This is a genomic window from Pseudomonas mandelii, assembly GCF_900106065.1.
Taxonomy (GTDB): Bacteria; Pseudomonadota; Gammaproteobacteria; order Pseudomonadales; family Pseudomonadaceae; genus Aquipseudomonas; species Aquipseudomonas mandelii.
Genome location: NZ_LT629796.1, coordinates 2,254,750 through 2,278,124 on the forward strand (window position 1 = coordinate 2,254,750; position 23,375 = coordinate 2,278,124).

Annotated in this window: 22 protein-coding genes and 2 pseudogenes; 10 read left to right on the forward strand and 14 right to left on the reverse strand. The window is 56.1% G+C overall.

All coding sequences use genetic code 11. The features are described 5' to 3' along the window. Positions 1-59: 59 nt before the first annotated feature. Positions 60-512, forward strand: a complete 453-nt coding sequence (locus tag BLU63_RS10175) for a chromate resistance protein ChrB domain-containing protein (protein WP_019821364.1) — start codon at positions 60-62, stop codon at positions 510-512. A 48-nt stretch (positions 513-560) separates the two neighbouring features. On the opposite strand, the gene BLU63_RS33970 is transcribed toward BLU63_RS10175, so the two are convergent. Further along, entirely contained in the window at positions 561-803 is a 243-nt protein-coding gene (locus BLU63_RS33970; RefSeq protein WP_368773269.1) for a YHYH domain-containing protein, read from the reverse strand. Between the two features lie 175 nt (positions 804-978). On the opposite strand from BLU63_RS33970, the gene BLU63_RS10180 reads away from it, so the two are divergent. Beyond that, complete coding sequence (locus BLU63_RS10180) at positions 979-2,289, forward strand: MFS transporter (protein WP_019821365.1); 1,311 nt, start codon at positions 979-981, stop codon at positions 2,287-2,289. 242 nt (positions 2,290-2,531) lie between these two features. After that, complete coding sequence (gene znuA / locus BLU63_RS10185) at positions 2,532-3,521, forward strand: zinc ABC transporter substrate-binding protein ZnuA (RefSeq protein WP_019821367.1); 990 nt, start codon at positions 2,532-2,534, stop codon at positions 3,519-3,521. A gap of 76 nt (positions 3,522-3,597) precedes the next feature. On the opposite strand, the gene BLU63_RS10190 is transcribed toward znuA, so the two are convergent. The 8 genes from BLU63_RS10190 to phnC all read right to left on the reverse strand — a co-directional run bounded on the left by BLU63_RS10190 (position 3,598) and on the right by phnC (position 11,003). Continuing rightward, entirely contained in the window at positions 3,598-4,095 is a 498-nt protein-coding gene (locus BLU63_RS10190) for a tetratricopeptide repeat protein (RefSeq protein ID WP_019821370.1), read from the reverse strand. Positions 4,096-4,375: 280 nt separating this feature from the next. After that, the gene (locus BLU63_RS10195; RefSeq protein WP_019821372.1) at positions 4,376-5,173 is read right to left on the reverse strand and encodes a sulfite exporter TauE/SafE family protein; all 798 of its coding nucleotides are present in this window, start codon (positions 5,171-5,173) and stop codon (positions 4,376-4,378) included. 336 nt (positions 5,174-5,509) lie between these two features. Next, a complete protein-coding gene (locus BLU63_RS10200) occupies positions 5,510-6,490 on the reverse strand; it encodes an IS5-like element IS1384 family transposase (RefSeq protein WP_010466230.1) in 981 nt (326 codons plus the stop codon). Positions 6,491-6,597: 107 nt separating this feature from the next. Beyond that, complete coding sequence (locus tag BLU63_RS10205) at positions 6,598-7,467, reverse strand: LysR family transcriptional regulator (RefSeq protein WP_010466239.1); 870 nt, start codon at positions 7,465-7,467, stop codon at positions 6,598-6,600. Further along, complete coding sequence (gene ptxD / locus BLU63_RS10210; RefSeq protein ID WP_003118429.1) at positions 7,461-8,471, reverse strand: phosphonate dehydrogenase PtxD; 1,011 nt, start codon at positions 8,469-8,471, stop codon at positions 7,461-7,463. The genes BLU63_RS10205 and ptxD overlap by 7 nt, the downstream gene beginning before the upstream one ends. Before the next feature lie 8 nt (positions 8,472-8,479). Continuing rightward, complete coding sequence (phnE, locus tag BLU63_RS10215; RefSeq protein WP_010466252.1) at positions 8,480-9,307, reverse strand: phosphonate ABC transporter, permease protein PhnE; 828 nt, start codon at positions 9,305-9,307, stop codon at positions 8,480-8,482. Positions 9,308-9,315: 8 nt separating this feature from the next. After that, positions 9,316-10,179 carry a phosphate/phosphite/phosphonate ABC transporter substrate-binding protein gene (phnD, locus tag BLU63_RS10220; RefSeq protein WP_010466255.1) on the reverse strand — a complete coding sequence of 288 codons (864 nt, stop codon included), beginning with the start codon at positions 10,177-10,179 and terminating at the stop codon, positions 9,316-9,318. Continuing rightward, the gene (gene phnC, locus BLU63_RS10225; protein ID WP_003118432.1) at positions 10,176-11,003 is read right to left on the reverse strand and encodes a phosphonate ABC transporter ATP-binding protein; all 828 of its coding nucleotides are present in this window, start codon (positions 11,001-11,003) and stop codon (positions 10,176-10,178) included. The genes phnD and phnC overlap by 4 nt, the downstream gene beginning before the upstream one ends. A 461-nt stretch (positions 11,004-11,464) precedes the next feature. Here phnC and BLU63_RS10230 point away from each other — a divergent pair. From BLU63_RS10230 to BLU63_RS10245, 3 genes and pseudogenes are all read left to right on the forward strand, one after another. Next, positions 11,465-11,977: pseudogene (locus BLU63_RS10230) on the forward strand (IS5-like element ISPre1 family transposase); the annotation flags it as partial. A gap of 519 nt (positions 11,978-12,496) precedes the next feature. Then, positions 12,497-13,765, forward strand: coding sequence for a group II intron reverse transcriptase/maturase (gene ltrA, locus BLU63_RS10240; RefSeq protein WP_010466266.1), 1,269 nt, complete (start codon positions 12,497-12,499; stop codon positions 13,763-13,765). Between the two features lie 59 nt (positions 13,766-13,824). Beyond that, positions 13,825-14,295: pseudogene (locus BLU63_RS10245) on the forward strand (IS5 family transposase); the annotation flags it as partial. 130 nt (positions 14,296-14,425) lie between these two features. On the opposite strand, the gene BLU63_RS10250 reads toward BLU63_RS10245, so the two are convergent. Genes BLU63_RS10250 through BLU63_RS10270 form a run of 5 tightly spaced genes read right to left on the reverse strand, consistent with a single transcriptional unit; the run spans position 14,426 to position 18,157 of the window. Continuing rightward, positions 14,426-15,490: an N-acetylmuramoyl-L-alanine amidase gene (locus BLU63_RS10250; protein ID WP_041161326.1), complete on the reverse strand. Its 1,065-nt coding sequence runs from the start codon at positions 15,488-15,490 to the stop codon at positions 14,426-14,428. Between the two features lie 39 nt (positions 15,491-15,529). After that, on the reverse strand, positions 15,530-16,273 hold the full coding sequence (locus BLU63_RS10255; RefSeq protein WP_024078238.1) for a TraX family protein: 744 nt from the start codon (positions 16,271-16,273) through the stop codon (positions 15,530-15,532). Further along, positions 16,270-16,707, reverse strand: coding sequence for a YqaA family protein (locus BLU63_RS10260; protein ID WP_024078237.1), 438 nt, complete (start codon positions 16,705-16,707; stop codon positions 16,270-16,272). The genes BLU63_RS10255 and BLU63_RS10260 overlap by 4 nt, the downstream gene beginning before the upstream one ends. Continuing rightward, complete coding sequence (locus BLU63_RS10265; RefSeq protein ID WP_024078236.1) at positions 16,708-17,856, reverse strand: nickel/cobalt efflux protein RcnA; 1,149 nt, start codon at positions 17,854-17,856, stop codon at positions 16,708-16,710. 7 nt (positions 17,857-17,863) lie between these two features. Then, positions 17,864-18,157: a metal-sensing transcriptional repressor gene (locus BLU63_RS10270; protein WP_024078235.1), complete on the reverse strand. Its 294-nt coding sequence runs from the start codon at positions 18,155-18,157 to the stop codon at positions 17,864-17,866. 513 nt (positions 18,158-18,670) lie between these two features. Between BLU63_RS10270 and BLU63_RS10280 the strand changes: the two genes are divergently transcribed. The 4 genes from BLU63_RS10280 (at position 18,671) to BLU63_RS10295 (ending at position 23,120) form a co-directional block, all read left to right on the forward strand. Then, positions 18,671-19,408 (forward strand): HupE/UreJ family protein, encoded by a 738-nt coding sequence (locus BLU63_RS10280; protein ID WP_024078233.1) that lies wholly within the window; start codon positions 18,671-18,673, stop codon positions 19,406-19,408. A gap of 12 nt (positions 19,409-19,420) precedes the next feature. Continuing rightward, positions 19,421-20,074 carry a hypothetical protein gene (locus BLU63_RS10285; protein ID WP_024078232.1) on the forward strand — a complete coding sequence of 218 codons (654 nt, stop codon included), beginning with the start codon at positions 19,421-19,423 and terminating at the stop codon, positions 20,072-20,074. 1,134 nt (positions 20,075-21,208) lie between these two features. Beyond that, positions 21,209-21,574, forward strand: a complete 366-nt coding sequence (locus BLU63_RS10290; protein ID WP_083375400.1) for a histone-like nucleoid-structuring protein, MvaT/MvaU family — start codon at positions 21,209-21,211, stop codon at positions 21,572-21,574. Positions 21,575-21,638: 64 nt separating this feature from the next. Next, positions 21,639-23,120 (forward strand): DUF2971 domain-containing protein, encoded by a 1,482-nt coding sequence (locus tag BLU63_RS10295; RefSeq protein ID WP_161952183.1) that lies wholly within the window; start codon positions 21,639-21,641, stop codon positions 23,118-23,120. Positions 23,121-23,375: the final 255 nt, after the last annotated feature.

Here is a 23,375-nt window from a genome sequence, read left to right on the forward strand (position 1 = left end):
TTGGCGGGCATTGGGCTCGCCTGACCACCCAGCCTATTGAGCTAGGCAGGAGGTGTTCCATGAGGTGGATTACCCGTGAACGACCCAAGATCGATCGGGTTGCTTGTCCTTGGCTGATCACTCGCTTTATCGATCCACAGGCCGAGTTCTTGTACGTACCCAGCGGTGATGTGCTGCGGATTGCAGCTGAGAAAGATGCGACACCCTACGACATTCCGGGCGTAGAGCTTACCCATGAGGGTGAGTTGTGCAGCTTCGACGCGTTTGTGAAGAAGTACCAGCTCAATGAGCCCGCCTTGCAGCAGCTCGCGAAGATCGTGCGGGGAGCAGATACCTCTCGTCTGGATCTGACGCCACAATCGGCTGGGCTGTACGCCATCTCACTGGGGCTGTCGCAGCGATATTCCGATGATCATGAAATGCTTTCGCATGGACTGATCCTGTACGACGCGCTTTATGCCTGGTGCAAGGAATGCCAAGGTGAATCGCACAACTGGCCTCCTCAAATGTAAAGAGACCAGCTCGCACTGAAGCCCAGCCTAGCGCTGGGCTTTTGCCGTTTAGTGGCAGTGGTAGTCGTTCGTTTTATGGTTGCGATGGCAACCTTTTGAATCAGTACCACCACTATGCGCGAAGGCAGCAGCGGACGAAATCGAAAGTAAAGCGGCGATCAAAAGGGCAGACAGTTTCATCAGGGCTTGCTCCATGCTCATGTTTTTATACTCGTGAGACCTCTCACGCCTTGCAGAGTATGGCCAATTGCCTTCATCGAGCAAGCAACTTCCTCGCTGTTTCCCTGACATTCGATGAAAGGCTGAGTGCCTATTTCTTGAGCTGTCCCCGCCTCTAGTTTAGGATGTTGTGATATCCCCCTAGGGAGGATATAAGAACATCTATAAACGAGAAACTCGTTGCTCTCTTTCTTCGAGAAATGCTCGACAATCTAGTGGTCACACGCCTCTCCATGTGAGATTTCTCATGCTGAAAATCCTAGCCAACCGCACCTACCGTCATCTCTTTCTCGCCCAAGTAATCGCGCTCGTAGGGACTGGACTCGCCACCGTCGCGCTGGGGCTACTGGCATTCGATCTTGCGGGCGCCCAAGCGGGCGCCGTCCTCGGTACAGCCTTGGCGATTAAAATGACGGCCTACATCGGCGTGGCGCCGATTGCCGCCGCTTTTGCAGAACGCCTACCCCGTCGAGCGATGCTGGTCTCGCTGGATTTGATACGTGCCGTGGTTGCACTGGCGTTGCCGTTCGTGACCGAAGTCTGGCAAATCTATGTGCTGATTTTCGTCCTTCAGTCCGCCTCGGCAGCGTTCACTCCGACGTTCCAGGCGACCATTCCAGACATACTGCCGGATGAGGACGATTACACCCGCGCCTTGTCGCTATCACGTCTCGCCTACGATCTTGAAAGTGTCGCCAGCCCAATGCTCGCCGCCGCGTTGCTGACCGTGATCAGCTTCCATAACCTGTTCGCCGGCACCGTCATCGGGTTCCTTGCCTCAGCGGCCTTGGTCGCCACAGTACTCCTGCCAAAGGCGAAACCGACGCCACGACGCAGCATCTACGAACGAACCACTCGTGGCCTGCGCATATTCCTGGCCACTCCTCGCTTGCGGGGGCTGCTGGCTCTCAATCTGACGGTAGCGGCTGCTAGTGCAATGGTCATCGTCAACACCGTAGTGCTGGTGCAGTCGCGCTTCGCTCTGCCTCAGAGTTCTACGGCATTAGCGCTGGCTGCGTTTGGTGGCGGCTCGATGGTCGCTGCCCTGGTCTTGCCTCGATTGTTGAAAAACATCAAAGACCGAACGGCCATGCTGTTTGGCGGAGGCATATTGGTCGCAGGCTTAGCGGTTGGCATCAACCTGACCACCTACAACTTTCTGCTGCCGCTGTGGATGGTGCTTGGGGTGGGCTACTCCTTGGCCCAGACTCCGAGCGGTCGACTGTTGCGTCGCTCTGCACATGCCGAAGATCGCCCGGCGTTGTTTGCCGCCCAATTTGCGCTATCCCATGCCTGCTGGTTGATTACCTACCCATTGGCGGGATGGCTGGGTGCCAACATCAGCCTCACGGCCTCGTTTGTTGGGCTCGTTGTCGTGGCAGGTAGCGCATTGGCGGTCAGCATCGTGATCTGGCGTCCGGCCCATGATCAAGAGAGTATCAGGCACAGCCATGAGAATCTGTCGGATGACCATACTCACCTGGACGGACACAGCGGCACCGATCATGAACATCCATATGTCATTGATGATCAACATCGTCGCTGGCCGAATAGGTAACCGCGTCAACACCTGCTTTAAGGCTGCTCCAGGCAAACTGCATGATTGGCCGCCAAAATCTGAAGAGACCAGCTCGCCCTGAAAGTCAGCCTGGAGCAGGCCGGTTCCTCGAAGCACTGCCGTGGGAGTACTGCGTGCTGCAAAGCAACGGCAGATATGCACTCCATCGCTCAATCCAGAATTCACGGATCGACTTGAACATGCCGGCTGATCGGTATGTTATTATGTAACTATAAAAATCAATGAGTGATGCCGCCTTGCCTCGCCTCTCTTCCCTTTTGCCCGCCGTGACCCTGACTTGGTTGGTGGCCGCCTCGGCCTTCGCCGAACCCCGTGTTCTAACCAGCATCAAACCGCTGCAACTCATTGCTGCGGCCGTGCAGGACGGTGTCGGGACACCTGATGTGTTACTACCAGCCGGTGCTTCACCTCACCATTACACGTTACGTCCTTCGGACTTGCGTCAGGTAAAAGAAGCAGACCTGGTTTACTGGATCGGGCCAGACTTGGAGGGCTTTCTGCCTACCGTACTTGAGGGCCGAAAGGGCAAGAGCGTGGCTGTGCAGGACATGCAGGGGCTGCACCTAAGGCATTTTGGCGAGGAGCATCGACATGACGACGAGCCTGTCGGAGATCAATCTGAGGGGCATGATGCAAAAGAGCAGGCAACAGAATTGCAGGTCGATAATCATGACCAACTTCATCGACCCGGTGCACTGGATGCCCACCTCTGGCTGAGACCTGAGAATGCACGGTTGATCGCCAAACACATGGCTTCGGATCTGGCTCTTGTCGATCCAGGCAATGCCGCTCGCTACCAAGCAAATCTGGATGCCTTCGAGCAACGCTTAAAAACCCTCGATATCAAACTAAAAGCGCGCCTCAAGCCGCTGGAAGGCAAACCGTTCTTCGTCTTCCACCAGGCTTTCGACTACTTTGAGGAGGCCTACGGATTGCAGCACACTGGAGTTTTCGCAATCAACGCCGAGGTCCCGCCTGGTGCACGCCACGTCGCAGAGATGCGAGAGCGCCTCAAGGCTGCTGGACCTACCTGTATATTTAGCGAACCACCCATGCGTCCACGTCTGGCGCAAACCTTGAGCGATGGCCTGCCAGTGCATTTTGCCGAACTAGATGCGCTGGGCTTTGGTCTAAAACCCTTGTCCAACAACTACGAGCAATTGCTGATGAATCTCAGCGATGGTCTTGCTGGGTGTCTTGATCAACTTTGAAATGGAATTATGCATACGATTGAGCCGAACTGGATGATGATCGGCACAATATTTCGGGCCATAGGTCATCGCCTTTTCAGTGAAGATACGCATCTATGGCTTTGATGGGATTGCCAGACATGTCCTGCGTCAGCTTCTGCGCGGCCTCAATCTCTTGTGGCGTCATTGAAGCGGTAATCCTATCGCGCTCTTCTAACGCAATGCTGTCAGGAGCGCTCGCGGCCGCCAGGCTAAAGAGCGCATAAGCTACCACGTGATTCTGCGGCACCCCATAACCATTGGCGTATAGCACTCCGAGGTTGGATCGAGCGAGGGCTGCCCCCTGCTCGGCAGCGAGGCGATACCACTTGATGGCCTCCTTGAAGTCCTGCGGCACGCCTTTGCCCTGGACGTACATCATTCCGAGGTTGGATTGTGCGGCAGCGTTGCCCTGTTCAGCTAAAGGTCGCCATTCACGTAAAGCGGCGGTGAAATCTCCTCGCTGAAAAGCCGAGAAACCTTCATCGAAACCTGCATAGACCGTGTTCAGAACACCAAGCAGCACAAGGTAAACTGGTACATGGCGGGCGTGCATGGCGAATCCTGATTTTGTCTTGGAGCACTATCGATAATCCTAGCAAAGAATCCACCCGTCACCTTTAAGCCATGATCCGTATACCTACTTAAGGGATGTGCTGGCGTGGCCTCCTCTACCGCGAGCGAGTGAAATTGAAGAATTGCCGCCGCATAAGTGCGAACCACAAGGGCGGCCCAAGGTTGCCGTGCGCTCAGGTACTACTAAATTGAGGTTTTTGGCCAGACCAGTAAATTCGGTTCATGGGCGAGTGCCTTTCCCTTAGCGGCCGAGTCAAAGTTCAACTATGACGCCATACTTTTACCGAGGAAATCAGGAGAATGGCGGCGAGCAACGGGAGGAGATATGTTGTCGGGATCAGACCTAGTAATTGCCCGCCGATGAATGTTCCTATGATGGAACCCGCTGCCATGACCAGTATGAATGGCCGTTGAGCGCGGATTATCGAAAAGCTCTGGTCGCGGCTGTATCGCGTGAAACCCACAATCATTGTGGGCAGGCTCACAGCAAGTGAAAGACTGCCAGCGAGCTTGATGTCAGCACCGAATAGTAGAACGATTGTGGGTATTAACAACTCACCGCCAGCAACCCCCATCAATGCAGCAACTACTCCGATACCGAAGCCAACCACGATCCCGACTATAGCCAGTGTCTCGCCTTGAAGCAGGGCGACCCCAGTTGCGCTTGCCTCATGGCCGAACAGCAAAGCAACAGCGATGCCTACGAGCAGCACTGCCAAAACGCGGTACAAGGTTTTACTCTTGAGCTTGGTTGCCCATCCCGCTCCAAACCAAGCACCCGCAAGGCTTCCAGCCAGAAGCGTGACGATGATGTCCCACCGTTCAAAGACCGCAGAGTAGGGAACGCTGAATGCGCGAAATGGAAGAGCTGTGGCTACCACCACGAGGCTCATGGCCTTGTTGAGAATGACAGCCTCCAACGCACCGAAACCAAACAATCCGATGAGTAGTGGCAGCCTGAACTCTGCGCCACCCAAGCCAATCAGCCCACCTAGGGCACCGATAATAGTGCCGCTACCAAATACTATTGGTTTGTTTTTTTCTCTACTTGAGGTCATTGCTCATTTTTCTTTTCAGCGCCCTGAAACTACAAAGCTAGACTAGGATCTTTCCTGGTCCTTCTGCCAAGCTAGATAAGTGTTCACTGGAGGGCGTCGGCTGAAGTGTTGCCGTAGCCCATCAAACAAAGAGTTCGCCAACGCTTGCTGATGGCGTGCGCTGACTAACCGCTGGCAGTCCTGTGCGTTAGGGATGGTCTGAAGTAGCCATGTATTTCCCCGGCATACCACCTAGCGCAACTTTTAAACTCGCCAAATGATCAAAAAACAATCAATTCGACGAGTATTTCTTACGTTTTCGCCACCCGGACCCCACTCCGGTGGCCATTTCCCGCATTACAGGCGCACCTCTCCTGCATTCGTCAGTAAATGTCGGCGCGCCATCCACAGGTTCGACAGAGCGAACAGTGTCACCAGTTGCGCCGTGTTTTTGGCCAAGCCGCGAAAGCGCACCTTGGTGTAACCGAACTGGCGCTTGATTACCCGGAACGGATGCTCGACCTTGGCGCGCACCTGAGCCTTGGCCTTTTCAATCTTGCGCTTGGCTTTGTACAGCACGCTGCGCTTATCGAGTTTTTTGTAGGTGCTGCGGCGTGCCGCCACCTGCCAGATAACTTCACGTCCTTCATGCTCGGGCCGCTTTTCGACACCGGTGTAGCCTGCATCGGCGCAGACCACGTTTTCGTCGCCATGCAGCAATTTGTCCACCTGGGTGACATCCGCCACATTGGCCGCCGTGCCCACTACGCTGTGCACCAGACCCGATTCGTCATCGGCGCCGATGTGGGCCTTCATGCCAAAATAATACTGGTTTCCCTTCTTGGTCTGGTGCATTTCCGGGTCGCGCTTGCCGTCCTTGTTCTTGGTCGAACTGGGCGCATTGATCAGCGTTGCATCGACGATGGTGCCCTGGCGCAGCGACAGGCCGCGGTCGCCCAGATAGCCATTGATGACAGCGAGGATGCCGGCCGCCAGCTCGTGTTTCTCCAGCAAGCGGCGGAAGTTGAGAATGGTGGTTTCGTCGGGGATGCGCTCCAGGTTCAGCCCGGCAAACTGGCGCAGGATCGTGGTTTCGTACAGCGCTTCCTCCATCGCTGGATCGCTGTAGCCGAACCAGTTCTGCAGCAGATGCACACGCAGCATCGCCATCAACGGGTAGGCCGGACGGCCACCTTCACCTTTCGGATAATGTGGCTCGATCAAAGCAATCAAGCCCTTCCACGGCACCACCCGATCCATCTCGATCAGGAACAACTCCTTGCGGGTTTGCTTGCGCTTGCCAGCGTACTCGGCGTCGGCGAAGGTCATCTGCTTCATCGGGAAACTCGGTGGGTGGGGTCGCGGTATTTTGCCAAATCAGAAAGTCTTTTTCAGAGTTTCCCTAGGCTGACAAGCCAAGCGCTGGATCGCAACCATCCATCACCTTATCCAGCTAGATCTGCCTCCTCCAATAAGTGCCGCACAAATCCCGGCGGGTGCAGATTTCCGGGAGGTTTGCGCCAGATCAGTTGGAGACGCTTTTCAAGCCCCGGGATGGGAAGAGCTACCAGCGCGCCACTGCGAACTTCGTCTTGTACTGCGGAAGCCATCACCAACGACACGCCGAGTCCCGCCCTCACTGCTTGTTTGACTGCCTCGGTGCTGCCTAGCTGCATACCGCTGCGAGGCACGCCCAGTTCGCCAAAGTATTCGGTCAGAAGCCGTCCGGTACCGCTACCCGGTTCACCTCCCAGCATCGGCAGGTCCACCAGACGATCACGTTCTATGCACCCTGCTTCAGCCAGCGCATGGTCGGGGCTGACGATAAGCACCAGCGGCTCGACCCGCCAGAGGCGGTGTTCGAAGTCGGGGTGAGGTAGCCACCATTCCATGATCGCGGCGTCGAGCTGGCCCGCCAGTAGCTGGTCGGCCACATCCGGGTTGGCGGCGATGCGCAGATCCACCTCGCCCCTCTCATTTGCGGTCGTCAGATAGTTGCGCACGAATGGCTGGAGAAGGTAGGTGCCGATGTTGGAGCTGGCCCCGACGCGCTCACGATTGCCATGCAGGGCTTCTAGCGCCCGGGCGTGCATGTCGAGCAAGGCGGTCGCATGCGGCATGAAGGCCAGCGCCCGTGTGGTAGGCTGGCAGCCGCTACGACTGCGCTGCACCAGCGTTACGCCGACCTGCTCTTCAAGCTTCTGCAAGTGCTGCGACACCGTCGGCTGGGCCAGCCCCAACGCCCTCGCCGCGCTCTGAAAACTGCCTGTTTGAACGATCGCTACCAGGCTCTTCAGCCAGACCGGATTCAACATGCGGCAGGCTCGGCCTTGGGCAGACGGTTCGCAGCGTTGATTGGGCGCGCACCTGCCAATACCTGGATGATGTTCTGCGCTGCACAACGTTCAATCTCCAGGCGCACCGCGCGCACTGCCGACCCTATGTGCGGAGTGAACAGCGTATTCGGATGCGCGAGCAGCGCAGGATCGATCAGCCGCGGCCGGTCCGCGCGAGCCCAGTCTTCCATTTCGAATACATCCGCCGCATACCCGCCGAGCTGGCCTCGCTCAAGCGCCGCGAGCACGGCGGCTTCATCCACTACCGAACCACGACAGGGGTTTACAAGCAGAGCGCCCGGCCGTACGAGGGCAAGCAGCTCGGCGTTGACCAGATGCTGGGTATCGGCATTCAAGGGAAGCGCCAGCAGGATGAAGTCCGAGCTGGCGAAGAGTTCGCTGCACGCCACCTGGCGCAGGCCGAGCCGTTGCTCGGTTTGTGTATCCAGAGCCTTCGCCTCGTGGTACTGCAGGGTCGCGCCCCATCCCTGCAAGCGATCAGCCATGGCCAGTCCGATGGCGCCCATGCCAAGGATGCCGACCGTAGCGTTATCCAGCCCCGTGCCGTAGAACTGTGGTTGCCAGCCCTGGAACTCGCCAGAGCGGACGAACGCATCTGCTGCCCGCAGATGCCGCCCCAGCCCCACCGCCAGTCCGATCGCCAGCTCGGCAGTCGGGACCGTCAACAGATCAGGCACGAAGGTCAGCCAGACCCCGCGGGCAGTACAGGCGTCCACATCGAAATTGTCGAAGCCCTTGAGCGCGCAGCCGACTACACGCAGCTCAGGGCAGGCTTGAAGAAAGTCTGCATCGACCCGATCGGGCATGAACGCCATCATCGCCTGAGCATCGCGGCAGCGGCGCAGAATTTCCTCGCGCGTCAGCGTGCTGTCGGTCTGGTTGGTCATCAGCTCGCAATGTGGCGCCAGCAGTTGCAGGATCTCATCGTGTACTCGGTGAGTTATAACGAGTTTCGGCAGCATGGTTTGTCCTATTTGAAACGTTTGCGCAGCACGCCACTGAAGGCGTCTACTAGCGTGACCATGGCCAGGATGACCAGCAGGATTGCTGCAACCTCCTGGTACTGCATGATGCGCAGCGAGCCCATGAGTTCGAAGCCGATACCGCCGGCGCCAACCATGCCCATCACGGTGGAGGCGCGAAAGTTGTATTCCCAGCGGTAGATCGCCACGTCGGCGAACTGCGGCGTCACCTGTGGCAAAACCGCGTGCAGCAGCACTTGCATCGGCGTAGCCCCCGCCGCCCGAGCGGCTTCCACCGGCGCTTCGTCGACGTGCTCGATGGCCTCGGCGAAGAACTTGCCGACCATGCCGACCGAATGCAGACCCAGGGCAAGCACGCCCGGCAAGGCGCCGAACCCTACGGCTGCAACGAAGATGATGCCCATGATCAGCTCCGGCACCGACCGCAGGGCATTGAGCAGCACCCGGGCAACACCGAACACAAGGGGGTGCGGCGCCGTATTGCGCGCTGCAACGAAGGCCACCACCAGCGAGAACACCACTGCGATGGCCGTACCGGCGATGCTCATCGCCAAGGTGTCGATCAAGGGGCGAATCCAGCTTCGATAGCCCGAAAAGTCTGGCGGCATGGCCTCGCCTGCCAGGGTCGCGATGGAGGGCAGCCCGTTCAGCAGCGTGGTGGCATCGAGCAGCCCCACGTACCAGCAGGCCAACAGCACCACTCCGAATACAATCGCCACCTGCCCCAGCTGGCGCCACCAACCGAGGCCGAAGCCTCGAAGGATGTGCTCGCGTTGCTCTGCAGGCAGCGCCTGCACGTCGTAATGAGTAGACATATCGGTGCTCACATCGTGGCGAAGTCGAGGCCGAGCAGCGATCCCATGTTGCGGATCACATCGTAGTCGGCGTCGGTGATTGGCGCGAAGGCCTCGGCCTTGAAGTTGCGCAGCACTTCGGGATCGTCGATACCGACGAATACATCCCGCACCTTGGTTTTCAGCTCGGGGCTCAGGTTCGAGCGCATCGCCCAGGGGTACTGGGGGTATTCGCCGCTGTAACCAAGTACTTTCACCTTGCTCGGATCGATTAGGCCACGTTCGGCTACGTGATTGAAAATTACCTCCGACAGCCCACCCGCATCGGCGTTGCCGTTCGCCACGTTGACGGCAACGGCGTCATGCGTGCCCACAAAATGTTGTTCGTAGTCCTGCCCACCCGTCAAATCGGCCGTCTCAAGAAGCACGGTTTTGGGAATCAAATGGCTGGACGTCGATGCCCGGTCACCATAGGCCATCTTCTTGCCCTTAAGGTCGGCATACTCATTCACGCCTGACGCCACATTGGCGATAATCACCGAGCGATAGGTCGGCTTGCCGTCGATGACCATGGCAGCGAAGGGCTCGATGTCGCTTTTGCTTTTGGCCATGACGTAGGACAGCGGACCGAAATACGCCAGGTCGATACGGCCAAAGCGCATCGCCTCAATCATCGAGGAATAGTCGGTGGTTACGATCAGCTGCACCTTCTTGTCCAGATGCTCTTCCAGATAATCCTTCAGCGGCTGGTTACGCTTGATCAGCTCGGAGGCGTTTTCGTCCGGCAGCAGGGCAACCTTTAGCACATCCGGATCGGCATCGGCCGCTAGGGCGGACAAACTTGAAACAGCGGACAGCAAGCAAGTCAATAAGAGCGCGGATAAGCGTTTCATCGGGACATCTCCAGTGAAGGTTCGAGCATGACAGGTGGTTCAGCCGGAGCATTCGCTGGCTGAGTCGTAGAGCGGCCTGCATAGATGCGCTCAAGCTGCGCATCGGTGAGTTCCGAGGGCGCGGCATCGAAAACGATCTGAGAATCGGCCAGCCCGACGACGCGATCGGCGAAGCGGCGGGCATATTCGAGTTGATGCAGCGAAACGATGGCGGTGATGCCGTCTTCCTTGCAGATGTCGCGCAGCAATCCGAGAACACGGACCGAAGTGGCCGGGTCGAGACTGGCTACCGGCTCATCGGCCAGAATGATCGCCGGCTGTTGCGCTAGCGCACGCGCGATGCCTACCCGCTGCTGCTGGCCACCGGACAGTTTGTCCACCCGGCTTAGCGCCTTGTCTGCCAGACCGACCCGAGCGAGGCAACTGAGCGCAATCTCCTGATCGGCACGCGGCAGAGGAAACAGCGAGCGGAGCGTGTTGTGAAAGGCCAGCCGACCGGTAAGCACATTAGCCAGTGCGCTTTGACGTTCGATTAGCTGGTGGTGCTGAAAGATCATGGCGGTACGCCGACGATGCTGACGCAAGGCCGAGCCGCTGCCGAGTTCACCGAGTTCGCTGGTGACACTGCCGCCAGTGGGCGTGACGAGTCGATTGAGACTACGGAGCAAGGTCGACTTGCCTGCGCCCGAGAGACCAAGCAGCACGGTGAACTCACCACGCCGAAATGCAATCGAGGTATCGCGTAGGGCTGTCACGCCGCCTGGATAGACGACGCTCAACCGGTCGACCCGCAGCACGGCGTCCTGTATCGGATGGGGCGTCATTTGATCACCTTTCGCAATATTGCTGGCCGCACAATTGCGGTTCGCGATGCAAAGGGTAGAAATTCCTTGTTACCGCACTGCTTCTAAAGGATGACATTTCGATGAATACTTCGAATCTGCCGTAGCGGGGCGGCAAGCGAAGCCGTGGAAGAACGGGCGCAACGTAGCGTCTTTCTTCACGCGGGATACAGGAGGCTTTGATTGATACTGCTGCGGATTCGCTACAGTAACGTTGGGCCAGAACGTAATGCCATCCAAGCAAGAGAGCGCACACTAGCGGACTATAGGAGACATTCTATTCTTGCCCGTCGATTGACCTAGGCCGTTATGTGGCTGGTCGAAACCTTCAGGTGCCGCCCAACTAGACGTCTGTTGTCGCGCCCAGCTTAATGCTAGGGAAACTCTGAAGAAGACTTCCAGATTTTGGCAAAATACCCGGATTCCACCCACCGAGTTTCCCGATGAAGCAGATGACCTTCGCCGACGCCGAGTACGCCGGTAAGCGCAAACAAACCCGCAAAGAGTTGTTCCTGATCGAGATGGATCGGGTGGTGCCGTGGAAGGGTTTGATTGCCTTGATCGAGCCGCATTATCCCAAGGGTGAAGGCGGTCGTCCGGCCTATCCGCTGATGGCGATGCTGCGCGTGCACCTGATGCAAAACTGGTTCGGTTACAGCGATCCAGCGATGGAAGAGGCGCTGTACGAGACCACCATCCTGCGCCAGTTCGCGGGGCTGAGCTTGGAGCGTATCCCCGATGAAACCACCATCCTCAACTTCCGTCGTTTGCTGGAGAAGCACGAACTAGCCGCCGGCATCTTGGCTGTCATCAATGGCTATCTGGGCGACCGAGGGCTGTCGCTGCGCCAAGGCACGATCGTCGATGCCACGCTGATCAATGCGCCGAGTTCGACCAAGAACAAGGACGGTAAGCGCGACCCGGAAATGCATCAGACCAAGAAGGGTAACCAGTACTGTGTGTCACGAACACAGGTCAGATGACCTGTGCTGCTGTGCCGAAGATGGAAGTAGGCCTTCCGAAGTCGGCTTGCAGGAGCGGACTTCAAACCACCCGGTGCTGCTGCATCCAAAAGGTGTGGTGGTGAGCGACCGAGGAAAAGTCATCCCTGAGGATGGCAGGTGAGTATGGAGAAGATGAGCGAAAGCAAACCGTCCGATGACGCATCGTTATGCCCAAGGTGCTGCCGAAACTGAGGTGGAGTACTGGCTTCAGGACAAGTCGGGGCGTTACCTGCTTACGGACCCGATGGCAGCCGGTGTATAGGCGGCATGATCTTCATACAGGCTTTGGTACGGAACGTGAGAACCTTGTTCCAGATGCGAAGGAAAATGACAAATGGCCAACACCATGAGGAAGAATACCGATGCTGGAACGAGGGGCGGAGCCTCCCGTAGTAGCGATGAAGCCTCTGTAATGGAGGTGGAGCGAAGGGGCGGCGTTATCCGGCCGACGAGCGTTGCCAACCTCCGGGGATGAGTGGCGTGAGCTCGGCGAAACCTTATGACATAGCGAAACGCACGGTATGGGACGCCTACCAGCAGGTCAGGGCCAACCGCGGTGCTGCCGGCATCGACGATGAAACCATCGCCGATTTCGAGCGGGATCTGTCTAAGAATCTCTACAAGCTGTGGAATCGGATGTCGTCGGGGTCGTACTTCCCGCCTCCGGTCAAGCAAGTAGAAATTCCCAAGGCATCGGGAGGCACGCGCAAGCTGGGAGTGCCCACGGTTGGTGATCGTGTCGCGCAAACCGTGGTCAAGCTTCTCATCGAGCCGGAGCTGGACTCGATCTTCCACTCGGACTCCTATGGGTACCGGCCGGGACGATCAGCGAAGCAGGCGGTGGCGATCACGCGTGAGCGCTGCTGGCGATACGACTGGGTGGTGGAGTTTGATATCAAGGCAGCCTTCGATCAGATCAATCATGGGTTGCTGATGAAGGCGGTGCGCCTGCACATCAAGGAGGACTGGATACTTCTGTACATCGAGCGGTGGCTGGTTGCGCCGTTCGAAACGGATCACGGTATGCGCGTCCGACGCGAACGCGGCACCCCGCAAGGTGGAGTGATCAGTCCCCTCCTGATGAATCTGTTCATGCACTATGCCTTCGACACCTGGATGCAACGTACCAGCCCCAACTGCCCGTTTGCCCGCTACGCCGATGATGCGGTGGTGCACTGCCGCAGTCGAAAGCAAGCGGAGTACGTGATGCGCTCCATTGCTTCACGGCTGGCTGCCTGTGGCTTGACGATGCACCCCGAGAAATCGAAGGTCGTGTACTGCAAGGACAGTAACCGTCGCGCAGGTTATCCGCATGTGAGCTTTACCTTCCTCGGCTTCACCTTTAGGCCGAGGAAGGCGCTCAGCAAACAAGACCAGCTCTTCACGAGCTTCCTTCCGGGAGCGAGTGCGGATGCCTTAAAGCGGATGCGGCAAGCGGTACGCAGGTGGCGACTCAATCGCCAAACCCACGTGACGCTGGTCGACGTGGCTCGGCTCTACAATCCAGTGATACAGGGGTGGTCGCAATACTATGGCTCGTTCTATCGGACAGCCATGCTTGGCATCTTCCAGCACATTGACCGCGCGCTTGAACGCTGGGCCCGACGAAAATACAAGGCTCTTCATAGGCGCAAGCGGCGCATTAGCCAATGGCTGGACAAGATGCGGACTGTGGTACCCCGGCTGTTTCATCACTGGCGAGTGACCGGGCAGCAAGGTTGGATAACGGGAGCCGTATGACGCGAGAGTGTCACGTACGGTTCTGCGAGCGGCTGCGGGGGCAGTTCCCGCGGCCGACTCACCACTTCGGCATGAAGGCGCACATCGGTGTCGATGATGAGTCGGGCTTGGTGCACAGCGTGGTGGGCACGGCGGCCAACGTGGCCGATGTCACCCAGGTCGATAAGCTGCTGCACGGCGATGAGAACATGGTCGGTGCCGACGCGGGTTACACCGGCGTCGAGAAACGCCCTGAACATGAAGGCCGGGGGGTCATCTGGCAGATCGCCGCCCGCCGTAGTACTTACAAGAAGCTTGATAAGCGCAGTGCTTTGTACAAAGCCAAGCGCAAGATTGAGAAGGCCAAGGCTCAGGTACGAGCCAAGGTCGAGCATCCGTTCCGGGTGATCAAGCGCCAGTTCGGTTATGTGAAGGTGCGCTTCCGTGGTCTGGCGAAGAACACGGCGCAACTGATGACGCTGTTCGCGCTGTCGAACCTGTGGATGGCGCGCCGACATTTACTGGCGAATGCAGGAGAGGTGCGCCTGTAATGTGGAAAATGGCTGCCGCGAGGTGCTCGCGGCGGCTAAAAACACAGAAATAAGCGGGTGATCTGAGCGTTTTTGATCGATTTGCCGCTTTTAAAATCGGCAGGGGCTGAAGTCAGCCAGAAATACACAACTACTTCAGACCATCCTTAGAGATGAATCCAGTTTCAACCAGGATTGACGGTACGTCTGGCGACTTAAGTACGGCAAAGCCCGCCTGCTCCACACGCTTCTGGTGCAAAGTGGTGATGCCCGCCAAACTTCTCAGTACGGAGTGGCCCAGTTCCAGGCTCGTTGCGACTGTAGCGCTCATCGACATGTCGAGAATCACTCCTGCCAGCATGGGGTCCTTATCTTTGAGTGCGAGGCTTTTGGTCGTACCGAGTAACTCGGCGCCGTTCTCCTTCTGCGCGAGCCAGCGCGCAGTAGTGGACGTGGCTCCACCTTCCGATAGCGCATAGATCGACGCTCCGGAGGCCGTGCGCCGAGGCGCGGCGTCCGCGTGTATGGAAATGAAGATATCGGCATTGTGTTGGCGAGCAATCTCCACCCGCTTGCGTAACGGTACGTAAACATCGCTGTCGCGTACGAGTCGCACGGTAAACCCCTTTTCCCGCTCGATCCGTTTGGCCAACTGCCGAGCAATTGACAGCACCACATCTTTTTCCCGCTCGCCATTGGCCCCGACTGCTCCAGGGTCTTTACCGCCATGCCCTGGGTCTACCACGACGATGATGTCGCGCTTTGGATGAGCCGAATCATTAAGCACAACCTGCGGTGCAGCCGGCTGTATTGCCGGGGATGCCGAGTTGGAAATATCCAGCACTAAGCGATGCCCCTGTGCCTGTTCAGGTGCCAGCATGAAGGTATTCAACTGCACGGGACCTATCAGGTCCAGGACAATCCGCGTTCCTGTACCTTGAGGCCCTGAACGTATAGCGCGGATTGGCATGTTACCCAGTTGCAGTTTGCTCAAATCAAAGGCAAGGCTGGTTCCCATCAGATCGAGAATCAACCGATCCGGCGCCGTCAGGGAGAAGGTCTTGTACTGTGCTGGACCACTTAGGTCTAGCACCAGCCGAAGCTTGTCGTCGGTGTTCCATAGCCGAACATTTAGGACTTGTGCGGCTTGTAAGCCCAAAGGTAAAGCAAAGGCAAAACCGGCCAAAAATAGATTGAGTAATGAACGTCTGTGCATCTCGTTTACCGTTTTTGGGGAGAGTCCTTTCTCTGCCATTCAGATTAAGAACCGTAGAGCTTGCAGAGCGGCAAGGTGTCCCGGATAAAACCAGTAGCCCCATTGCCGCACCGGCCAGACGTTGAAGGTGAACTTCTGATGCAGCAGCCAGAGTCCGATCAGCGGAGCGGCAAATGCAGTGCTCAAGGCCAGCAATGAGTGAATTTCAAGATCCATAGCCCTGGTCACGATGCTACTGCGGGTGTTGCTCAACAGGCATAGAACTGCTGGCAGCAACCAAAGAGCACCGGGCCTCTTGATCGCTAACAAGACAGCCGCAGGAACGAGCGCGCCGTATAGCCCGTACATCAACGGGTCATCCAGCACGTAGGCAATCGCGGCAGCCATCAAGGCCATAGCGCTGCTCAACAAGGTGCGATGTTGCCATCCCCAGGCAATCACCAGCCCCAATGCCAGGGTAACCAACACGTTGAATGATCCCGAGGTGCTGATATAGCGATAAGGCACTTCTGAAATGGCGGCGAACACCAGCATCAAGGCGAGGTAGCGTCCATTCGCGGCAGTCAGTAATTCGCCCGGTTTGGAGCGCGCCACGTTGGCAGCAATGGCGACACAGAACAGCGGAAAGGAAAGCCGCCCCAGAATGAACAGATTGCTCATCTCCGGCCACACCAACCGCAAGTGATCGATGACCATGGTCAGCATCGCCAGCCACTTGATCAGATCCAGGCTACTGCTTCGGCTCTTGAGTGAGGAATGCTGGGTTGTATGAGCAGTCGTCATGTCCACCCCAGTGTGACGGCGGTCAGCAAGAGATAACGCACGCCCTTGGCCATGGTGACGATCAGCAGGAAACTCCAGAATGGCTCGCGCATGACTCCGGCGACGACCGTCAGCGGATCGCCAATGATGGGCACCCAGCTCAGCAGCAACGACCAGCGCCCGTAGCGCAGGTAAGACTGCTGGGCCTTTTCGAGCTTGCTCTCGCTCACCGGGAACCATCGCTTGTAGCGAAATCGCTCGATAGAGCGACCCAGAATCCAGTTCAGCGCAGAGCCAAGAACGTTGCCGAAGGTGGCGACCGCCAATAGCGCAGAAGCAACGTATTGGTTGGAGAGCAACATCCCGACCAACACAGCTTCAGACTGCATGGGCAATAACGTGGCGGCACCGAATGCCGCCAGAAATAGACCAAAATAGCTGGCGAGTTCGAACACTTAAACGACGCCTTGGGCGCTCAAGCCGATCCAACCATGGAAGCCTACGTACAGACCAACACCGATTATCAACACGCTGGACAGGTACGGTGCACGACGAGCCACGGTGCCCAGCCACGGCCAGCGGTTGGAAGCCTGTTTAGCACCAATAGCCGCAGCAGCTCCCACCGCCACCAAGGTGATCGCCAAGCCGATGCTGAAGCACAGGACGAGTATGCCTCCCAGCGCGACTTCTTTAACCTGAAGACACAGCAACAGAACGGTGATGGCAGCCGGACAAGGAATCAAACCACCCGTCAAACCGAACATGACGATCTGGCCCGTGGTCACCTCACGATTCGTGAAGCGCTTACGGATATCGTTGGCATGTGCGCGTTCATGCGCATCCTGATAGCCATCAATTGACAACTCCAGACCTTCCAGTTCGGAATGCGCGTGCCCGTGATCATGCTCCTGGAACGCCAGATCGTAATCATGGGAGTGGCCCGCATGCCCAAGACTCAAGCGCGCACTGAACTCATGAGGCTCCGGGATATCGACTGCCGACTCCAGAAAGCCTTCGCGCTCGACGAAAGAGAACGATTGAGTGCTGCCGTCCGGACGAGTCGTCATTAGGCGAACATCCGATGTAGCCCAAGCGTGTCCGGTCAATGTTTTCAGGCGCCAATGCGGTGGCATACCTACTTCAAAAATCGACAGTTCGATGCGCCCGTGGCCGGTATCGATTCGATGGGTTTCATCATGATGGCCATGGTCATGCTCACCGTGGTGGTGGTCATCACCTTGCTCGAACTTGAACATCTGCTCACCGCGCCAGGTACGCCACAGCATCCAAAGAGCAACTACGATGATCAGTGCAGAGGACGCAAGCTGGAAGTACGGCTCAGTGGTTTGAGCGTCCAGACCTTTGCCCAGGTACATGCCGCCGATGGCGACCAACCACACCACGGCGGTGTGCGACAGCGTCGCGGCCAGACCCAACAAAACGGCCTGTTTAACCGAACCACGAATGGCCACGATGAAAGCGGCCATCATGGTTTTTGAATGGCCCGGTTCCAGGCCATGCAAGGCACCGAGCAAGATAGCGCTCGGGAAATACAGCCAGGCGTGTGTACCGCCCTGTTGCAGCAGTTCAGCAAAGTTGGGCATGTCAGACCTAGAGGTACTTGGTGATTTGTTTGAAGGCTTCCAACGGTGCGCGCTCGCCATTGTTCAAGGCTGAGACTGTGTCCTCCAGACAGTGATCAATGTGATCCTGGATGAGCGTGCGCTTCGCTTGACATACGGCTTTTTCGACCGCATGCAGCTGCTGAGCGATGTCCACGCACTGACGCCCCTCTTCAATCATGGTGATGATGCCGCGTAAATGGCCGTCCGCCCGTTTGAGACGCTTGATGATCGCCTCGTGACTTTGGTGAGTGTGGGGATGGCTGTGTTCGTTTTCACTCATGACTTGAGCCTCGGGCCTTAATGAATTACGCTGGCATCCTATCCCCCCTTAGGGGATGCGGTCAAACGCATCAAAGCCCTGAAAAACGAGTTGAAGCCCGATCACGATGTTCAGCAGAACACTGACAACAACGGTGGTATTCGCGCTTGTCCTCGCCATGTTTGTGGCCTGGGCCGGGCATACCTATACGTTGTCAGTGACGTCGAAACAGCCTGCTTGGGAGGTTGCGCAAGACGCCCATCACTCTCATGAAGAGCTGACTGAGATGTCGTGTGCGAGCTGCTCGGATCACTATCACTCCCCGCTGACCCCTGACCATCAGCACGAAACACCGCAGCTCACTTCACTGTTGATTTTGGCCGAACAACCCAAGCTATCGGTGCGGGTTGATGCCCCGCAATATGCAGTTCCCCCTCCGCCGATATTCTTGATCAAGCGTCCACCCCGTCCTTCGTTCGCATCCTGACCATGGCCGCGCAGCGGCCTTTGATCCCTCCAACGTAGGATTTATCCATGCATTCGCACTCGATGAGCGGCGTGGGCGCATTCACTGCGCCATCGCACCGCCCGCTACTGCTGTTGTTTTTACTTGTCGCTGCACTTTTCCTCGGGATGCCCGAGGCGATGGCTCACGCCGTCGCGGAAGGTGACAAGGGCTTTATCCAGGAAAGTTCCGGCGTCATGTTGCTGCCCTTCATCTACATGGGCGCCAAGCACATGATGACGGGCTACGATCACCTGCTGTTTCTGTTCGGGGTGATCTTCTTCCTTTACCGCCTGAAGGATGTGGGGCTCTACGTCACACTGTTCGCGGTAGGCCACTCGGTGACGTTGCTGCTGGGCGTGCTGACCGAGATCAGCATCAGCTCGTACATCATCGACGCCATCATCGGTTTTTCGGTGGTGTACAAGGCACTCGATAACTTGGGCGCGTTCCAGCGCTGGTTCGGTTTCCAACCCAATACCAAAGTGGCCACGCTGATTTTCGGCCTGCTCCATGGTTTCGGCCTGGCCACCAAAATCCAGGAGTACGAGATCTCGCCCGACGGGCTGATCCCCAACTTGCTTGCGTTCAACGTCGGCGTCGAGATCGGCCAGTTGCTGGCCCTTAGTGCGATTCTCATTCTGATGGGGTATTGGCGGCGCACCGCCAGTTTCTGGCGCCACGCCTATACCGCCAACGTCGCCATGATGAGTGCCGGTTTCCTGCTGATGGGTTACCAGATCACCGGCCTGTTTATCTCCGCCTAAGGAATTCTGACCATGTTCAATACTCCGCTTCCAACTGTTAATGAATTGCCCAGCACTCGCAAACTGGTTCGTTCGACTGTCATTGCACTGCTGACTGCTATTGGCCTGCTGATGACCGTTGTCATGCCTTCGGAATACGCCGTTGATCCTACGGGTGTGGGCCGCGCACTGGGTCTGACCCAAATGGGCGAATTGAAGATCATCCTTGCCCAAGAGGCGTTGGCGGATACAGCGCCGCCGCAAGCATTAGCTCCTAGTTCAGCTCCAGCTCCAGCTCCGCAGATTGCGCAAATCCAACCTGCTGCAATACCTGTGGCCCAATCAGCGTCGGCACCGACCCCAGCCATGAAGACGAATCAAATGACCGTCACGCTCAAACCAGGTGAAGGGACAGAGATCAAACTGGAAGTGCTGAAGAACAAGACTGTGAGTTATGAATGGACAGCGGCTGGTGGGCTTGTGAACTACGACACCCATGGCGAGCCCTACAACGGTGAAAAGGGTTACTTCCACAGCTACAACAAGGGCAAGCAGGTCAAAAGTAATAAAGGCGAATTCACCGCCATTTTTGACGGCACCCATGGTTGGTTTTGGCGTAATCGCAGCAATAACGACGTGACCATTTCGTTGAAGACGAGTGGTGATTACCTGAACGTCAAACAGTAATCCGACACAGAGACGGCTGTCCTACTGCCGAAAACGCGGACTTCAGCCTGACCACAGACCATTTATTTCATCCACTTTTGAAGAGTATTCCCATGAAATCCCCAACCACTCTGATTCGTTCTGTGCTGCTGTTCTGCTTCCTGGGCTTGATGACGGCATGCGGCGGTGGTGAGAAAGGCACAACCTCCGAGAGCGCTGAGCACGGACATTCGCACGAGTAACACTCTAAAAAAACAAGGCCGCGATTGCGGCCTCGTTTTTCTGCATGACGAAAAGTTCTAGCCTATATCCCGCAAACAAATGACTGCTTTGGGTCGTCCTCTGCCGGTCATGGCCACGAAGCCTGCAGGTCAAATCCGAAGCAAATTACTGGTCAAATCGAATGCAAATGGCTGGGCAAGTCTGTGCAATTACCTAACGGATAGGCTCTCGACAGAACTGGTATAGCATCCCTTGATTCTTCTATGCCATCATCGATGCTTGTAAAATCGGAGGCTAAGGACATGGCAAACGATTTACCACCAGATTACATAGAGTTCGCGAAACAGCTGGGGTTCTCGTCACCAGAGCAGTGGGACGTGACCAGGGGAAATCTGAAAGATGGCTGGAAACGAATTCATCGTCGCATTGTGACAGGGCGGTCTCTTCGGGGGACGATTCTGGACTTTGTAGCTAGAATGAATTCGTCTGACGATCACTTTAGGCGCAAGTCCGGTGAGGTCGGGGTAACTAGGGTAACTCCAGTATCCGCGCAGGTTCAGCTTTTTGAGGATCTATACCCACAATTTGCGCCTTATGTTCCCCCTCAGACGTCGGTAGGATCTGAACACCGGATCAAAAAACCGAAAGCTCCCAAAGTCCGAAAGCCGAAAGTTAAGACGCCAATGTTTGTACAAATTGGATTTGGCTTAGTAAAGCACCTTCCGGCCACGGAAAATCGAGAGGGACAGCGTGATTCTCGACGAACACACTACACCAATCGAAAAAGCCTCAAAGAGCATAATTTACGTGCCAGGTTGGTCGCTAAGCGGATCACATGGGGATAGCGATTAATCCTGATATTTCTAAGATCTCAGTTGTTGCGCTAGATTTGTCAATTCGTATACTGCTCAATCATTTTATAAAGGTCATCTCATGTCCCGTCTTGCTGAGTTCCGTCAACTCGGAAAACACTTGGCCGAACAACTCGCTGCCCTTGAAGCCATGAAAGGCGACGAAGGCCTGAAAAAAGAAGTTGAATTCGAAACTAAGCTGCGGGCTTTGCTTGCCGAGTACGGTTATAGCCTCCGCAACGTCATCGCTCTCCTCGATCCCCAGGCAGCAAGCCGTGCTTCTACTACCGCTGCCCCGAAAAGTGTCCGCAAAGCACGTGACGTCAAGATCTACCAAAACCCAAATTCGGGCGAGTTGATCGAGACCAAGGGCGGGAACCATCGCCAGCTCAAGGAATGGAAAACTGAATTCGGCGCGGACATTGTTGAGTCCTGGCGCACTCAGTAAGATCGGTTTGAGTACAAATGAGGGCCCGGTGGGGCCCTTTTTCGTAGCCACATGCGGGGTAATCATGGATCGACATCTCTACAGGTTCAGGACAGCGGATCGTCTGCTCGGAAAAGACGCCACCGAGACCAAGGAGGCTGTGCCCGGTGAGCTTGAGAAGCTTGAGATTTACTTCGCACCGCCTGAGCAATTGAACGATCCTCTAGAGGGGTACAAGGAAATCTACTGGGCGGGTGATGAAATCGTCTGGGCGAATTTCTTTAGGCATTACCTATTGATACTAGCGCTTCGAAGCTGGGAGATTGATGACGCGGTAATGAGCGGCGTGCCACTTCCTAATGAGCTCCCAATTGGCCAGTATCCTGCTAATCTCCGGGGTGTGTACCTCTTTGCTTTCCAGGAAATGGATTACCTGCTCCAAAGTAGTGAGATATTTCAGGGGTACATCAAGGCACTCTCTAAAGCCGAGAGAAAACACTACAAGCCACAGTTGTTGCTCTACCTCAGTTCTCTGCATACGCGCTTCTTAACAATCGTACTTTCAGTAAGTTACAAGTACGAGTTAACCGGTGCACATCATCCTGAGAATCCTGGAGACCCACTAGGGGACAGTGACTTTCATCTGAAGATAATATCAAATATCGAAGCAGATGATGGCCAGCATCGTGATTTTGAGTCATACAGGCAGATTGCTGTCACAACCTCGGCGTTCTCCATCAAGGCTGCGCACGTATGGATCAATGATCATTACGGTGTGTATGACCTAATAACGGCATTTGCTCCTCGATATCTAGATCAAATCGACCAGCTAATGCACCCGAAATGGTATGTAGCCTGCTTTATGAAGGAGTGTAATAACTCCGCCATCTGGGGTAGCTACGGAGACAATCACAAAGGCATCTGCCTGAAATATAGGGTCTCAGGTGAAGACCAAGCACTATCTCTTGAAATGAATAAGCCGATAGGTCTTGGTCATAGCGGCATCATTTATGGCTTCCAGAATATGCAGTTCAAGGAAGTTTTCTACGATCGAGAACACTCGGAAATAGATTTCTTCAGATCATTAGGCAACGTCCCAAACGAGGCATTAGGTGGCTTCTGGTACAACGATGGCCAAGGAAATCTGAGTACCACTAGCGAGTGGTACAAAACTGATTCCAGTGATCTGCGAGAGAGGCACTGGAATAACCTTGATTTCGCTTTGACCTCAAAGCTTCCTCAGTGGGAGTCCGAAAAAGAGTACCGCTTGGTTCTTAATTCCGGCATGGACATCACAGATAAAAAGCATCGAGTTTTGAAGTATCGGTTTTCAAGCTTGGAGGGCGTCATTTTTGGGATCAAGACGCCGTTGGAGTACAAACTCAAAGCTATTAGGATTATCAAGGCCCACTGTGAACGTGAAGGCCGTGAAGAGTTTCAGTTCTACCAGGCCTATTACGATCCGGAAACGAAAAGTATCCAACATGGCTTATTACCTGTTTCAATACACGATGCTGATATAAATGGTGGCTCTACTGAGCCTGGCGATTCATCAGCTGAAAGCTAGCTCGCAGATTCTCCACTTCTTCCGCAAGTTGGAATCAGGCATCGGGGCCGGCCACTGCCGAGTATTTATCGACGGTTGTAATCGGCGCCTATCGCTGTGCGGTCATAAGAGTAGAGGGTGCACGCTCTAACCATTGGAACAGCGATCTTCCCGCCAACGATCGTAATGTCTCCTTTGCGTCGTTATGAGCCTCTCAGCTTTGATGTCTGGGTGGTCCAATCCTCTGCAATCGGTGGTCAGTCAAATGCAAATGAC

Coding starts and splice junctions, on each gene's coding strand:
- BLU63_RS10200 (WP_010466230.1), bottom strand. CDS start 6,490: ATGAAGCAGATGACCTTCGCCGACGCCGAGTACGCTGGCAAGCGCAAG.
- BLU63_RS10195 (WP_019821372.1), bottom strand. CDS start 5,173: ATGACCTCAAGTAGAGAAAAAAACAAACCAATAGTATTTGGTAGCGGC.
- BLU63_RS10270 (WP_024078235.1), bottom strand. CDS start 18,157: ATGAGTGAAAACGAACACAGCCATCCCCACACTCACCAAAGTCACGAG.
- BLU63_RS10180 (WP_019821365.1), top strand. CDS start 979: ATGCTGAAAATCCTAGCCAACCGCACCTACCGTCATCTCTTTCTCGCC.
- BLU63_RS10205 (WP_010466239.1), bottom strand. CDS start 7,467: ATGTTGAATCCGGTCTGGCTGAAGAGCCTGGTAGCGATCGTTCAAACA.
- ptxD (WP_003118429.1), bottom strand. CDS start 8,471: ATGCTGCCGAAACTCGTTATAACTCACCGAGTACACGATGAGATCCTG.
- BLU63_RS10295 (WP_161952183.1), top strand. CDS start 21,639: ATGGATCGACATCTCTACAGGTTCAGGACAGCGGATCGTCTGCTCGGA.
- BLU63_RS10285 (WP_024078232.1), top strand. CDS start 19,421: ATGTTCAATACTCCGCTTCCAACTGTTAATGAATTGCCCAGCACTCGC.
- ltrA (WP_010466266.1), top strand. CDS start 12,497: ATGAGTGGCGTGAGCTCGGCGAAACCTTATGACATAGCGAAACGCACG.
- BLU63_RS10290 (WP_083375400.1), top strand. CDS start 21,209: ATGTCCCGTCTTGCTGAGTTCCGTCAACTCGGAAAACACTTGGCCGAA.
- BLU63_RS10255 (WP_024078238.1), bottom strand. CDS start 16,273: ATGACGACTGCTCATACAACCCAGCATTCCTCACTCAAGAGCCGAAGC.
- BLU63_RS10280 (WP_024078233.1), top strand. CDS start 18,671: ATGCATTCGCACTCGATGAGCGGCGTGGGCGCATTCACTGCGCCATCG.
- znuA (WP_019821367.1), top strand. CDS start 2,532: ATGAGTGATGCCGCCTTGCCTCGCCTCTCTTCCCTTTTGCCCGCCGTG.
- phnC (WP_003118432.1), bottom strand. CDS start 11,003: ATGACGCCCCATCCGATACAGGACGCCGTGCTGCGGGTCGACCGGTTG.
- BLU63_RS10250 (WP_041161326.1), bottom strand. CDS start 15,490: ATGCACAGACGTTCATTACTCAATCTATTTTTGGCCGGTTTTGCCTTT.
- BLU63_RS10175 (WP_019821364.1), top strand. CDS start 60: ATGAGGTGGATTACCCGTGAACGACCCAAGATCGATCGGGTTGCTTGT.
- phnD (WP_010466255.1), bottom strand. CDS start 10,179: ATGAAACGCTTATCCGCGCTCTTATTGACTTGCTTGCTGTCCGCTGTT.
- BLU63_RS10190 (WP_019821370.1), bottom strand. CDS start 4,095: ATGCACGCCCGCCATGTACCAGTTTACCTTGTGCTGCTTGGTGTTCTG.
- phnE (WP_010466252.1), bottom strand. CDS start 9,307: ATGTCTACTCATTACGACGTGCAGGCGCTGCCTGCAGAGCAACGCGAG.
- BLU63_RS10265 (WP_024078236.1), bottom strand. CDS start 17,856: ATGCCCAACTTTGCTGAACTGCTGCAACAGGGCGGTACACACGCCTGG.
- BLU63_RS33970 (WP_368773269.1), bottom strand. CDS start 803: ATGTCAGGGAAACAGCGAGGAAGTTGCTTGCTCGATGAAGGCAATTGG.